The organism is Microcystis wesenbergii NRERC-220, from assembly GCF_032027425.1.
Classification (GTDB): domain Bacteria; phylum Cyanobacteriota; class Cyanobacteriia; order Cyanobacteriales; family Microcystaceae; genus Microcystis; species Microcystis wesenbergii_A.
Genome location: NZ_JAVSJA010000001.1, coordinates 2736573 through 2749892, shown reverse-complemented (window position 1 = coordinate 2749892; position 13320 = coordinate 2736573). Strand labels below are relative to the sequence as shown.

Annotated in this window: 12 protein-coding genes; 6 read left to right on the top strand and 6 right to left on the bottom strand. The window is 45.2% G+C overall.

What is annotated here, in order from left to right; all coding sequences use genetic code 11:
• Positions 1-16 precede the first annotated feature (16 nt).
• From ccmL to RAM70_RS13610, 6 genes are all read left to right on the top strand, one after another.
• Positions 17-328 carry a beta-carboxysome shell vertex protein CcmL gene (gene ccmL, locus RAM70_RS13635; RefSeq protein ID WP_002741688.1) on the top strand — a complete coding sequence of 104 codons (312 nt, stop codon included), beginning with the start codon at positions 17-19 and terminating at the stop codon, positions 326-328.
• A gap of 70 nt (positions 329-398) precedes the next feature.
• Entirely contained in the window at positions 399-2357 is a 1959-nt protein-coding gene (locus RAM70_RS13630; RefSeq protein WP_287999761.1) for a RuBisCO small subunit-like domain-containing protein, read from the top strand.
• 131 nt (positions 2358-2488) lie between these two features.
• The gene (gene ccmN, locus RAM70_RS13625) at positions 2489-3151 is read left to right on the top strand and encodes a beta-carboxysome scaffolding protein CcmN (protein ID WP_045356457.1); all 663 of its coding nucleotides are present in this window, start codon (positions 2489-2491) and stop codon (positions 3149-3151) included.
• Between the two features lie 550 nt (positions 3152-3701).
• Entirely contained in the window at positions 3702-5117 is a 1416-nt protein-coding gene (locus tag RAM70_RS13620) for a form I ribulose bisphosphate carboxylase large subunit (protein WP_002753365.1), read from the top strand.
• A gap of 130 nt (positions 5118-5247) precedes the next feature.
• Positions 5248-5646, top strand: a complete 399-nt coding sequence (gene rcbX / locus RAM70_RS13615; RefSeq protein ID WP_002732424.1) for a RuBisCO chaperone RbcX — start codon at positions 5248-5250, stop codon at positions 5644-5646.
• 15 nt (positions 5647-5661) lie between these two features.
• A complete protein-coding gene (locus tag RAM70_RS13610; protein WP_002741682.1) occupies positions 5662-5997 on the top strand; it encodes a ribulose bisphosphate carboxylase small subunit in 336 nt (111 codons plus the stop codon).
• Between the two features lie 154 nt (positions 5998-6151).
• On the opposite strand, the gene RAM70_RS13605 is transcribed toward RAM70_RS13610, so the two are convergent.
• The 6 genes from RAM70_RS13605 to RAM70_RS13580 form a co-directional block, all read right to left on the bottom strand.
• Complete coding sequence (locus RAM70_RS13605; protein WP_312674202.1) at positions 6152-6469, bottom strand: type II toxin-antitoxin system HicB family antitoxin; 318 nt, start codon at positions 6467-6469, stop codon at positions 6152-6154.
• Positions 6470-6480: 11 nt separating this feature from the next.
• Positions 6481-6594: a type II toxin-antitoxin system HicA family toxin gene (locus RAM70_RS13600; protein WP_312675916.1), complete on the bottom strand. Its 114-nt coding sequence runs from the start codon at positions 6592-6594 to the stop codon at positions 6481-6483.
• 204 nt (positions 6595-6798) lie between these two features.
• The gene (locus RAM70_RS13595; protein ID WP_312674200.1) at positions 6799-7110 is read right to left on the bottom strand and encodes a transcriptional regulator; all 312 of its coding nucleotides are present in this window, start codon (positions 7108-7110) and stop codon (positions 6799-6801) included.
• Positions 7107-7463 carry a type II toxin-antitoxin system RelE/ParE family toxin gene (locus tag RAM70_RS13590; protein ID WP_002735616.1) on the bottom strand — a complete coding sequence of 119 codons (357 nt, stop codon included), beginning with the start codon at positions 7461-7463 and terminating at the stop codon, positions 7107-7109. Before RAM70_RS13590 ends, RAM70_RS13595 begins: the two co-directional genes overlap by 4 nt.
• Before the next feature lie 11 nt (positions 7464-7474).
• On the bottom strand, positions 7475-12619 hold the full coding sequence (locus tag RAM70_RS13585; RefSeq protein WP_312674196.1) for a tetratricopeptide repeat protein: 5145 nt from the start codon (positions 12617-12619) through the stop codon (positions 7475-7477).
• Between the two features lie 39 nt (positions 12620-12658).
• Positions 12659-13267 (bottom strand): COP23 domain-containing protein, encoded by a 609-nt coding sequence (locus RAM70_RS13580; protein WP_312674194.1) that lies wholly within the window; start codon positions 13265-13267, stop codon positions 12659-12661.
• Positions 13268-13320 lie beyond the last annotated feature (53 nt).

Genomic DNA, 13320 nt, shown 5'->3' with positions numbered 1-13320 from the left:
AGTGTAAACAAATTCCATGCAAATTGCCAAAGTTTGCGGAACCGTCGTTAGCACCCTGAAACCGCGCAGTATGACGGGAGTGAAACTTCTGCTTTTGCAATTCATCGACGCTCAAGGGCAACTTTTGCCTAAATACGAAGTAGCGGGTGATATTGTCGGAGCGGGGATTAATGAATGGGTGCTAGTGTCCCGGGGAGGAGCAGCTCGGATCGAAGACGGGCAGAACAATCGCCCCCTTGACGCGATGGTGGTGGGGATTATTGACACTATAACCGTAGAAAATCGCACCCTCTACAGCAAGAGAGACGAATTTCGTCAATCCGGTTAAACATCGATAGGACCCAAACACAGTTAATTAACAACCAGCCAGCCAAATTCAGTATGGAGGAAGACTAACTATGGTCGTCCGCACAACGGCGGCTAGTCCGAAAAAGCGGACCAAATCCCCAGAGGAAACGCGCATAGACGAGAGTGCCAAAGTCCACACCTTCTCTAACCTCAGTGGCGCTATCGAGATCGGGGCGCGAGTGGTGATTGCTCCGGGGACTTCCATCCGCGCCGATGAAGGAACCCCCTTTCACATTGGCGACGACAGCAAAATTCAGGACGGAGCAATCATCCACGGTTTAGAAAAAAGCCGTGTGGTGGGAGATGACGGCCGAGAATATTCGGTGTGGATCGGCCGGGGCAGCTGCATCACCCACATGGCACTCATTCACGGGCCTGCCTATGTGGGCGATCGCTGCTTTATCGGTTTTCGCTCCACCGTCTTTAATGCCCGCATCGGGGCCGATTGCATCGTCATGATGCACGCCCTCGTTCAAGACGTGGAAATCCCCGCCGGTAAATTCGTGCCATCCGGTTCCGTGATCACCAGCCAACAACAGGCTGATCGCTTACCCGATGTCACAGAAATCGATCGAGCCTTCACCCGTCACATTGTCGATATCGACCTCGCCCCCAGCGTCCCGGTCAAAGCCCACAGCCCAGCGACTCCTCCACCGGCAGCCGCTATAAACATCGCTAATGAGACGCTATATAGAAATTCGGTGACACCTATGAGTTTAAATACAAACATTCGAGCGCAGGTTCGCTCCCTCCTCTCCCAAGGCTACAAGATCGGCATCGAATACGCTGACAAACGCCGCTTTAAAACCAGTTCTTGGTTAAGTGCCGGCTTTATCGACGGCGGCCGCGAAGAACAGGTATCCCAATCCCTAGAAGCCTCCCTCAGAGACCTACAAGGCGAATACGTCCGCCTGATCGGAGTCGATCCCGCCGCTAAACGGCGCATACTGGAAATGATTATCCAACGCCCCGAAGACACCCCGGGAGAACCGGCCCGCACCACCACCGCCGTCCACGGCGGTCATGGCAACGGTAACGGCCATTCCGACCTGTCGGTACAAGTGCGTTCCCTGCTGGCCCAAGGACTGAAAATCGCCACCGAACACGCGGATAAACGCCGGTTTAAAACCAGTTCTTGGTTAACCGGACCTGCGATCGAAACCAAGAGCGAAGCGGGCATCATTCGCGATATTGAAGCGATCGTGACTGAAAATAGCGATGAGTATGTCCGCCTGATCGGGATCGACCCGCAAGCGAAAAAACGGGTCGTCGAAATGATTATTCACCGCCCCGGCAGCGCCCCCGCTAGTAACGGCAGCGGCAAAGCCAGCAGCTACAGCGCCCCCGCTAGTAACGGAGCCAGTCATAGCAGCAGTGGTAGCTTAAGTGGGGAAACGATCGCTCAAATTCGTTCCCTGCTCGCCCAAGGCTACAAAATCGGCACCGAACACGCCGATAAACGCCGGTTTAAAACCAGTTCTTGGCAGAGTTGCGCTCCGATCGAAAGCAATCGCGAATCCGATGTAATTACTGCTTTGGAAGATTGTTTACGCGAACATAGCGGCGAATACGTCCGCTTACTCGGTATCGATGCTAAAGCCAAAAAACGGGTTTTAGAAACGGTGATCCAGCGTCCCGATGGTTCGGTGGCTAGTAATGGCAACGGTAAAACCGCCACCGTTGCTGAACCGAGTTTCAAAAGCTCTGCTTCCGGTTCCTCCAGCGGCGGTACTGCCACTTTAACCAGTACCTTAACCGCAGAAACGATCACTCAAATTCGCTCTTTATTGAACCAAGGTCACAAAATCGGGGCCGAACACGCGGATAAACGTCGTTTTAAAACCAGTTCTTGGCAAAGCTGCACCCCGATCGATAGCAGTCGCGAATCCGATGTGGTGGCCGCTTTAGAAACCTGTCTGCGCGACCATCAAGGGGAATACGTTCGTCTGATCGGGATTGACTCCCAAGCGAAACGTCGTGTTCTCGAATCGATTATTCAACGCCCTTAATTTCAGGACTCGGCGATCGGTGAAGGGAGATAGGTGTTAGGTGTTGGCGGATCGGGAAAAATACCGGAAACTCTAACCCCTACCCCCTAACCCCCGATCACTGATCACTGATCACTGAGTGACTGTCAATTATGTCCTTACCCCCCGTTCAACCTATTAGCCGCTCGGAATTCTATGTCAATGGTGATGTAACCATTGATGAGAGTGCGATCGTGGCTCCGGGGGTGATTCTCCGAGCAGCCCCCAATAGCCAAATAATTATCGGTGCGGGTGCTTGCCTGGGTATGGGAACAATTTTAACCGCCTATCAGGGTGTTATTGCTATCGGTGCAGGGGCAATTTTAGGTACAGGTGTTCTAATAGTCGGTCAGGGTGAAATCGGTGAGAATGCCTGTATTGGCTCAACCACAACGATTTTTAATGCTTCTGTGGCAGCGATGTCGCTCGTGCCGTCTGGTTCCCTGATCGGAGATACTTCCCGTCAAATTACCATCGAGGTGTCAGCAACCCCATCGGAACCGGAAAGGCCTCCTCTACCACAACCGGAACCCGTAGTCAGTCAAGTGTCCCCAGTCCCGTCCGCGGAGGAAGTGGTCGCCGAAACCGTGGCCAGTCCTTGGGATAGCGAGGAAATGGCCGCCGAGGCCAGTCCTCCGGAAACCAGAGAACAAGCATCTACTACTAACCGACCGAATCAAGCATCTGTGGTCGGAAAGGTCTATATCAATCAGTTATTGGTCACGCTATTTCCAGAACGTCATCGTTTTAATGGCAACAATAACCATAATTCTTGAAGGGGAAAATAATCGTTCACAAGCCAAAAATCTCAACAATAATTACTGAGTAATTAGACCTAATTTATCTAGAGTTCACGGCTGTCTAACTGTCCTCTAGGTACTGGGTATAATTGCTTAGAAATCCAGTTAATATTTAGCGATTGCCGACAATTTTTTGAGGTTGTAATTATTGATAATCTTCCTCAATTAAAGAGTAGTTTTAATCGCTCAAAGCCTGATGAGCAGAAGTTTCTGCGTGTCAATCAGGTAAATTTTTGTTGATTTTTTTGTGTTTTTGTAGAGATTGTCAAAGTTAGATGACGACAGATTAAAGAAACTAATCGCCCCGAGAAAAAAAAACAATCAAAATTTTAGAGATAGAGAAAAAAATGATCAGAATAGGATAAAGTTCGTGTTAAGATGATCAGTTGAAAAAAACATTAGTGAAAATTGCTCCCTAACTTCGCTCCTAGCAGCAGGGGAAAGGAGCTTAAGAAAAATCTATGTCGGTTGACGGCGAGATTTTACAGGTGCGACTAATCATGCAGTTTATGGAGGAATAATCCCAATGGTGCAAGCCAAATCCAAAGGTTTCCAGGCCGGCGTAAAAGACTACCGCCTGACCTACTACACCCCCGACTACACCCCCAAAGATACCGATCTACTAGCTTGCTTCCGGGTAACACCCCAACCCGGAGTTCCTCCTGAAGAAGCAGGTGCGGCGGTAGCGGCGGAATCTTCCACAGGTACCTGGACCACCGTTTGGACAGATAACTTAACCGACCTCGATCGCTATAAAGGCCGTTGTTATGATATCGAACCCGTACCCAACGAAGATAACCAATTCTTCTGTTTCGTTGCCTATCCTTTAGATCTATTTGAAGAAGGTTCCGTCACCAACATCCTCACCTCGATCGTTGGTAACGTTTTCGGTTTCAAAGCTCTACGCGGTCTCCGGTTAGAAGATATCCGTTTCCCCGTCGCTTTAATCAAAACCTTCCAAGGTCCTCCCCACGGTATCACCGTTGAACGGGACAAATTAAACAAATACGGTCGCCCCTTACTCGGTTGCACCATCAAACCCAAACTCGGCCTTTCCGCTAAAAACTACGGTCGTGCCGTTTATGAATGTCTCCGCGGTGGTTTAGACTTCACCAAAGACGACGAAAATATTAACTCTCAACCCTTCATGCGTTGGCGCGATCGTTTCCTCTTTGTCCAAGAGGCGATCGTTAAATCCCAAGCAGAAACCAACGAAGTTAAAGGACATTACCTCAACGTAACTGCTCCTACCTGCGAGCAGATGATGCAACGGGCTGAATTCGCCGCCGAAATCAAAACCCCCATCATCATGCACGACTACCTCACCGGTGGTTTCACCGCTAACACCACCCTGGCGAAATTCTGCCGCGACAAAGGGTTACTGCTCCACATTCACCGGGCAATGCACGCGGTTATCGACCGTCAGAAAAATCATGGTATCCACTTCCGCGTTTTAGCTAAGTGCTTACGTCTCTCTGGTGGTGATCACCTGCACTCGGGAACCGTTGTCGGTAAACTCGAAGGTGAACGCGGGATCACGATGGGTTTTGTTGACCTGATGCGTGAAGACTATGTAGAAGAAGATCGCGCTCGTGGTATTTTCTTCACCCAAGACTACGCTTCCTTACCCGGGGTAATGCCGGTTGCTTCTGGTGGTATCCACGTTTGGCATATGCCCGCGCTGGTGGAAATCTTCGGTGACGATTCCTGCTTACAGTTCGGTGGTGGAACCCTCGGCCACCCCTGGGGTAACGCACCGGGTGCCACCGCTAACCGTGTGGCTCTGGAAGCTTGTATCCAAGCTCGTAACGAAGGACGCTCCTTGGCCCGCGAAGGTAACGACGTTATCCGGGAAGCTTGCCGTTGGAGTCCTGAACTGGCTGCCGCTTGCGAACTCTGGAAAGAAATCAAATTCGAGTTCGAGGCTATGGATACCCTCTAATACAGCCCTTCAGAAGGTTGTTAGCAGTTATCGGTGGAAAATAATGCTGGGGACTTGCCCAAAATCGGCAAGCAGTCGCTAGAATTTCAACACTGATAACTGTCTAGCCAATAACTGAAAACTGTATAAAATGTATCCGAAAAAAGTTGTTCAAGATACCGCGAAAGTCTTACAAAGTTACCTAACTTACCAAGCGGTTCGCACGATTATCGATCAATTGTCAGAAACTAATCCGACTTTGGCTATTTGGCTGAGTCACTATACTTCTAGCCATTCCATTCAGGATGGCGAGGCCTATATTGCGGGGTTGATGACTGAGAATAAAGAGTTAGTTTTGCGGATCATGACGGTAAGAGAACATTTAGCCGAACAGGTTTTAGAGTTCTTGCCAGAGATGGTAAAAACGGGAATTATTAATGACAATACCGAACATCGTCGGCAACTTTTGGAACGTCTCACCCGTACTGCTATAAGTCAACCAGAGACATCGGAATTAAATCTCGATGTTGATGATCTACCCAACCCATAAGGAATCAAGAAACCCATGAAAACTTTACCTAAAGAGAAGCGTTACGAAACCCTCTCCTACTTGCCCCCCCTCACCGATCAACAAATTGCTAAACAAATTCAATACATGATCGATCAGGGTTATATTCCTGCTGTGGAATTTGAAAAAGATCCCAAACCCGCGGATTATCATTGGACGATGTGGAAACTGCCTTTATTCTCTGTTTCTGGTCCCCAAGAAGTTCTTAATGAAGTTCGCGAGTGCCGCACCGAGTATTCTGATTGCTACATCCGCGTTATCGCTTTTGACAACATCAAACAATGTCAAACCATGAGCTTTATTGTTCATAAACCCAATGCCGGCCGCTACTAATTTGGTTGTCATCTAATTATTAACTATTGAGGGGGGTTCTTAAACCTCCCTTTTTTTTGATAGAAAACGGTTTTCTTGAAGAAACCCGTTTTCTACTCATGCACTGATGCAAAAAGGGGAATAAATAATCAGTCTTTAATAACCAGATTTAGTATCAGACAGATTTAGGTGTTGGGTGTTGGGTTTCGCTTTTCCTTGGATGGTTTAAAATAGCTTCTGATACCTCAATGAGCAGAAAAGCGATCGCATCTTGATGATCCGCGTCGGTTAAAATGGTTTCTAGGGTGCTAGGGGTGGGAATTTCGTCCCCATCTGCCAACATGAAGGAAATATGACCTTTTAAGGCTTCAGTTGCCATTTTTTTCGCTTCTTCGATGGTTTCTCCTGCACTAATACAACCCGGAAAGTCATAAAATTGTACCCCATAATCACTATGGTTATCTTTATGAACGGTGGCTAAATAAGTAATCATTGATTTCTCCTTTATCGTAATTTAATACCTGCTTGTTTTTCGATACTGATTAGGGTTTTAAGGGGAATATCCTTTTTAGGGTGAGGAACAGTCACTTTCCCTTTTTTATGGGGATGTTTAAAAATCCGTTGAGTAACGCACAGAAAACGGGTTTCTCCGAGAAACCCGTTTTCTACTCATGCACTCATGCAAAAAGGGGAATAAATAATCAGTCTTTAATAACCAGATTTAGTATCAGACAGATTTAGGTGTTGGGTGTTGGGTTTCCCTTTCCCTGAGAATTGAGAGGTTTTCTTTAACATATTTATTCGCTCAACCCAACCTAGAAACTACGGGCGCTCACTACTTAATTTAATCACTTGTTGCTCAGAAAATTTAAGGGTAAGTTCCCATTCTCCCCCTAATTCCCTCATCATACTGGTTAAATTTTCTAGGGTAAGATGTTGTTTTAAATCATCTGATTTTGCTGAAAAACAGGGCTGTTCACTTTCGCTTTCCGTGATTTCTCCTGAAGAAAGTCTTAGGCGTTGAAGAAGTTCATCAATGATTTGCATTTCTTGTAAAAGTTCTTGGGTTTTAGCTTCAATTTTTGCCCTTCTTTCAGAGGGCAGTTTATCCATTTCTTCATCAAAGGTAATCATAGATTTTGCTCCGTTAAGGTTTTTAAATAGGCTTCAAATCTTTTTTCGGCGATGGGAATGTTTTTTTCATACCATCTTTTATCGCCAGTTTTATTCCCTCCTACTAGCATGATAGCTTGACGGATAGGATCGAAAGCAAAAAGCACTCGCCAAGGTTGTCCTTGATGCTGTACTCGCAATTCTTTAAGGTTGGGGTAACGACTGCCTTGAAGAGTGTCAACATAAGGTCGTCCTAACAAGGGTCCTTTTTGTTTAAGTAGCCCAATATAAGCCAAGATTGAATCTTGTACAGTTTCTTCTTGTTCGTATAGCCAATCTCGAAAGGCTTCATCAAAGATAATATTCCATTCCATCTTTTTTTGTCCTAATTTTTACTCATTTCTTGGCGAATCATGCTGATTAGTTTTTGAGCTTGTTGATAACCTGCTTCATTCCCTTGTTGACGATATAATTCTGAGGCTTTTTCGGCATCAGCAAGGGCTTTTGGAAACTCTCTTGTCAGGGCATAAACAACCCCCCGATTGACGTAAGCATCAGCATCATTAGGATTAATGTCAATGGCTTTGTTGTAGTCAGAGAGGGCTAAATCGTATTTCTGCTGGTTATAGTAAAGATTCCCCCGATTGTTGTAAGCATTAGCATAATTAGGATTAATGTCAATAGCTTTGTTGTAGTCAGAGAGGGCTAAATCGTATTTCTGCTGGTTATAGTAAAGATTCCCCCGATTGTTGTAAGCATTAGCATAATTAGGATTAATGTCAATAGCTTTGTTGTAGTCAGAGAGGGCTAATTCGTATTTCTGCAAGTCAGAGTAAAGATTCCCCCGATTGTTGTAAGCATTAGCATAATTAGGATTAATGTCAATAGCTTTGTTGTAGTCAGAGAGGGCTAATTCGTATTTCTGCAAGTCAGAGTAAAGATTCCCCCGATTGTTGTAAGCATTAGCATAATTAGGATTAATGTCAATAGCTTTGTTGTAGTCAGAGAGGGCTAATTCGTATTTCTGCAAGTCAGAGTAAAGAATCCCCCGATTGTAGTAAGCATCAGCATAATTAGGATTAATGTCAATAGCTTTGTTGTAGTCAGAGAGGGCTAATTCGTATTTCTGCAAGTCAGAGTAAAGATTCCCCCGATTGTTGTAAGCATTAGCATAATTAGGATTAATGTCAATAGCTTTGTTGTAGTCAGAGAGGGCTAATTCGTATTTCTGCAAGTCAGAGTAAAGAATCCCCCGATTGTAGTAAGCATCAGCATAATTAGGATTAATGTCAATAGCTTTGTTGTAGTCAGAGAGGGCTAAATCGTATTTCTGCAAGTCAGAGTAAAGAATCCCCCGATTGTAGTAAGCATCAGCATAATTAGGATTAATGTCAATGGCTTTGTTGTAGTCAGAGAGGGCTAATTCGTATTTCTGCAAGTCAGAGTAAAGAACCCCCCGATTGTAGTAAGCATCAGCATAATTAGGATTAATGTCAATGGCTTTGTTGTAGTCAGAGAGGGCTAATTCGTATTTCTGCAAGTCAGAGTAAAGAACCCCCCGATTGTAGTAAGCATCAGCATAATTAGGATTAATGTCAATAGCTTTGTTGTAGTCAGAGAGGGCTAAATCGTATTTCTGCAAGTCAGAGTAAAGATTCCCCCGATTGACGTAAGCATCAGCATCATTAGGATTAATGTCAATGGCTTTGTTGTAGTCAGAGAGGGCTAAATCGTATTTCTGCTGGTTATAGTAAAGATTCCCCCGATTGTTGTAAGCATTAGCATCATTAGGATTAATGTCAATGGCTTTGTTGTAGTCAGAGAGGGCTAAATCGTATTTCTGCTGGTTATAGTAAAGATTCCCCCGATTGTTGTAAGCATTAGCATAATTAGGATTAATGTCAATGGCTTTGTTGTAGTCAGAGAGGGCTAATTCGTATTTCTGCTGGTTATAGTAAAGATTCCCCCGATTGTAGTAAGCATCAGCATCATTAGGATTAATGTCAATGGCTTTGTTGTAGTCAGAGAGGGCTAAATCGTATTTCTGCTGGTTATAGTAAAGATTCCCCCGATTGACGTAAGCATCAGCATCATTAGGATTAATGTCAATGGCTTTGTTGTAGTCAGAGAGGGCTAATTCGTATTTCTGCTGGTTATAGTAAAGATTCCCCCGATTGTTGTAAGCATTAGCATAATTAGGATTAATGTCAATGGCTTTGTTGTAGTCAGAGAGGGCTAATTCGTATTTCTGCTGGTTATAGTAAAGATTCCCCCGATTGTAGTAAGCATCAGCATAATTAGGATTAATGTCAATAGCTTTGTTGTAGTCAGAGAGGGCTAAATCGTATTTCTGCAAGTCAGAGTAAAGATTCCCCCGATTGACGTAAGCATCAGCATCATTAGGATTAATGTCAATGGCTTTGTTGTAGTCAGAGAGAGCTAATTCGTATTTCTGCAAGTCAGAGTAAAGAACCCCCCGATTGTTGTAAGCCATAGCAAAATTACGATTAATTTCAATGGCTTTGCTGAAGTCAGAGAGGGCTAATTCGTATTTCTGCAAGTCAGAGTAAAGAACCCCCCGATTGTTGTAAGCCATAGCAAACTTAGGATTAATTTCAATGGCTTTGTTGTAATCATCTAATGCTAATTCGTATTTCTGCTGGTTATGGTAAAGAAGCCCCCGATTGTTGTAAGCATTAGCATAATTAGGATTAATGTCAATGGCTTTGTTGTAGTCAGAGAGAGCTAATTCGTATTTCTGCAAGTTTTTGTAAAGAACCCCCCGATTGTTGTAAGCATTAGCATAATTAGGATTAATGTCAATAGCTTTGTTGTAGTCAGAGAGGGCTAATTCGTATTTCTGCTGGTTATAGTAAAGAAACCCCCGATTGTTGTAAGCGTCAGCATCATTAGGATTAATGTCAATGGCTTTGTTGTAGTCAGAGAGAGCTAATTCGTATTTCTGCAAGTCAGAGTAAAGAACCCCCCGATTGTTGTAAGCCATAGCAAAATTACGATTAATTTCAATGGCTTTGCTGAAGTCAGAGAGGGCTAATTCGTATTTCTGCAAGTCAGAGTAAAGAACCCCCCGATTGTTGTAAGCCATAGCAAACTTAGGATTAATTTCAATGGCTTTGCTGTAGTCAGAGAGGGCTAAATCGTATTTCTGCAAGTTTTTGTAAAGATTCCCCCGATTGTAGTAAGCCTTAGCATCATTAGGATTAATGTCAATGGCTTTGCTGTAGTCAGAGAGGGCTAATTCGTATTTCTGCAAGTCAGAGTAAAGAACCCCCCGATTGTTGTAAGCCAAAGCATCATTAGGATTAATGTCAATAGCTTTGTTGTAGTCAGAGAGGGCTAATTCGTATTTCTGCTGGTTATAGTAAAGAATCCCCCGATTGTAGTAAGCCATAGCATAATTAGGATTAATGTCAATAGCTTTGTTGTAGTCAGAGAGAGCTAATTCGTATTTCTGCAAGTCAGAGTAAAGAACCCCCCGATTGCCATACCAAGCAGCACGGGGAGCGAGATGAATTGCCTGAGTAATCGCCGCTAATCCCTCATCATAGCGTTTTAATTCACTTAATACTACATATTTCTCGTTATAGTAATTGGGGTTATTGGGAAACAGAGAAATCGCCTGATTAATCACCGTTAAGGCTTGCTCATAATTTTCTAAAGAGCGATAAACTACACTTTGCAGTTGTAAAATACTACTGTGAAAGTTCTTTAAATCTTCCCCTTTAGGTAAGGTATTAATCGCTTGTTGCAAAGCTTCTATAGCTGGTTGATATTGACCTAAATTACCTAACGCAAATCCCTTCCCATACCAAGCTAAATAGACATTATCGGGGTCATTTTGCTTAATCGCCTCATCAAAGGCTTTAATTGCTTCCTCATACCTTCCTAACCGATGTAATTGTCCCCCCCTTTCTATCCAAATATCCGCTGTTGCATTCGTATTAGGAACAATAATACTATCAATCGCTTTAATAATTTCTTGTTTTTGTTGCTGACTAACTTGGGGTTGAGTAGTGGTTAATAATTGCGGTTTTACCTTCAATCTTTCTTGCAATCCGATAAAAGTGCTAATGGGAATCCCTAAACTAAACCCTAACTGAATTTTCCCTACCCCTGCTCCTTCTGAACGTCCATGAATCCCTATTACTCTCCCCTGGGAGTCTAAGACTGCACCGCCACTCATGCCCCCAAATGTGATGCTGGTATAAACTAATTCATAGCCTCCGGTTAAAGAAGCAACACTTTGTAATGTTCCACTTTGTTGAGTGCTTAAGTCACTTTGGCGGGTTTGTATTAATCCCCCTTCTTTATCGTTAATTGTACCGCCACTAAACAACCATTTCGAGGGATTGTTGCCAATTTTCGGAAATCCTGCCGCAAAAACATAATCTCTGGTATTTGGGTTATAATTCGCTATTTCCGCAACGGGATAATTGTCTCGGCTTTCAAACTGAAAAACTGCTAAATCTACCCCTTCCTGCCGGATGATGGTGCTTTTCTCGATGTTTCGAGTTTTGCCGTCCCTGGTGACGAAGGTGTAGGTGAAATTGACACAGGTTTTCTCCTCGGCGATTTTTTCGCAGAGGACGTGAGCGGCGGTTAAAACTGTGTAAATATTCCCTTCTTTAGCGATAATTACGCCACTTCCATTGGCTTTACTGCTACTATCAATCCGCACGGTGAAACCCTTGGCTTTTGTTTCTAATTCGGCGATATAGTCAGTAGGGGCGGTGGTTTCTATATCGGGGTTCACCTGCGGTAGAGGTAGGTTATAGGCGCTGAGGATTTCGGGACGGATGTAGGTTAATAGGGTATTGATGGAAATGCCCCAATTAACCGCTCTCATCTGTTGGATTTCTGCGTCTGTGGGTTTTGTACCGTCTTCGTAGATGTAGTTAGAGAGAATCGGATAGGCCGATCGCCCGTTAATACCGATTAACTCATCGTCGAAAAAGATACCACCGCCACTCATTCCCTGCACGATCTCGCCACTATAACCGACGCTGTAGCCCTCCCGGAGGGGTCGATCGCTCGTCTGTTCAATTTTCCCGTTATCGGTGGTGTACTGCCCCGTTTCTGCGGAATAACCAGTTACGGTGATATCTAGTCCCGCTTCCAGGGGAATGGCGCTAATTTTAGCGATCGCATAATCCCTGGTATCGCTAAACTCCAGTAGGGCCAGATCCTTATCTTCCAAAAGGGAATTCGGCGCGATCGAGGCTGTGCGGGTTTGGCCGTCGTGGGTTTGGATCTGTAGGGTGGTCGCGCCGCGGGTAACGTGAGCGTTGGTCAAAACGAGGTATATACTGCCTTTTTTCCCGATAATGATTCCCGATCCCCGATTTATCTCGCTAGTAATCTTAACAGTGACTTGACGGATCGATCGCTCGATCTGCGCGTTTGGGCTGTCTTCCGCCACGATCGCCGGAGCAGAGAAAGGGGATATCGCTTTAACCGGTACGACGGGCAGAAGTAGGAGGCTTAGGAGTAGGGGAAAGGGTTTCAACATGGTTATTATGGGGAAATTCGGGGTAAAACAGCGAAAATTCTAGCGGGTGGGAACGCAATTATTTTGCGGGCCAGCCGATCTCGTACCACAGGGCGCGTCGCGATCGGCGAGTGGTGCTTTGGCGAAAAACTCCGTCATCGAGATATAGGTTTTATCTCCGGAACTCTGGAGGAGCATATCCGAGCTTTTCCCCTCTAGGATGTCCATGAGTTGTTGCAAGACCAGATCGGGGTTATCGTGGGGTTTGAGGGTAAAAAGTTGGCTATTGCCGTCGCAGGGATCGCCGGATCGTGAAACGCTGCAGATGATCGGGTATCCTTTCGCCCGGCCGGTGGTAAGGTAGTTAAAACGCCCTTGGTCATAGGCTTTCTGGAAATTTTGCGTGACTTCCTGGCAACGAACCGGGGAACGTTTGGAGAAATATTCCGATTTCCAGCCGATAATCCGCACATTGCCGTTCCTTTCGGGAATCCAAGCGAGGGTGGCGGGGATTTTCTCTCCCGATGCGCGATCAAACACCTCTTTACAGAAGAAGGTGACGCCATTCGGGGTGGTCGATTGGCTGAAACCGGGGGCGATACCACCGAGGAGGACAGTGGCGAGGAGGCCGACGCAAGCGAGACGGTGGGAAATATATCTAGAGTTCATAGGGATAGTTCCTCAGAAAATAGGGATTAGAATCGTGATTAGGGTCAAAATGG

Coding starts and splice junctions, on each gene's coding strand:
- RAM70_RS13590 (WP_002735616.1), bottom strand. CDS start 7,463: ATGGAATGGAATATTATCTTTGATGAAGCCTTTCGAGATTGGCTATAC.
- RAM70_RS13630 (WP_287999761.1), top strand. CDS start 399: ATGGTCGTCCGCACAACGGCGGCTAGTCCGAAAAAGCGGACCAAATCC.
- RAM70_RS13585 (WP_312674196.1), bottom strand. CDS start 12,619: ATGTTGAAACCCTTTCCCCTACTCCTAAGCCTCCTACTTCTGCCCGTC.
- rcbX (WP_002732424.1), top strand. CDS start 5,248: ATGTATCCGAAAAAAGTTGTTCAAGATACCGCGAAAGTCTTACAAAGT.
- ccmL (WP_002741688.1), top strand. CDS start 17: ATGCAAATTGCCAAAGTTTGCGGAACCGTCGTTAGCACCCTGAAACCG.
- RAM70_RS13610 (WP_002741682.1), top strand. CDS start 5,662: ATGAAAACTTTACCTAAAGAGAAGCGTTACGAAACCCTCTCCTACTTG.
- RAM70_RS13580 (WP_312674194.1), bottom strand. CDS start 13,267: ATGAACTCTAGATATATTTCCCACCGTCTCGCTTGCGTCGGCCTCCTC.
- RAM70_RS13620 (WP_002753365.1), top strand. CDS start 3,702: ATGGTGCAAGCCAAATCCAAAGGTTTCCAGGCCGGCGTAAAAGACTAC.
- RAM70_RS13605 (WP_312674202.1), bottom strand. CDS start 6,469: ATGATTACTTATTTAGCCACCGTTCATAAAGATAACCATAGTGATTAT.
- ccmN (WP_045356457.1), top strand. CDS start 2,489: ATGTCCTTACCCCCCGTTCAACCTATTAGCCGCTCGGAATTCTATGTC.
- RAM70_RS13595 (WP_312674200.1), bottom strand. CDS start 7,110: ATGATTACCTTTGATGAAGAAATGGATAAACTGCCCTCTGAAAGAAGG.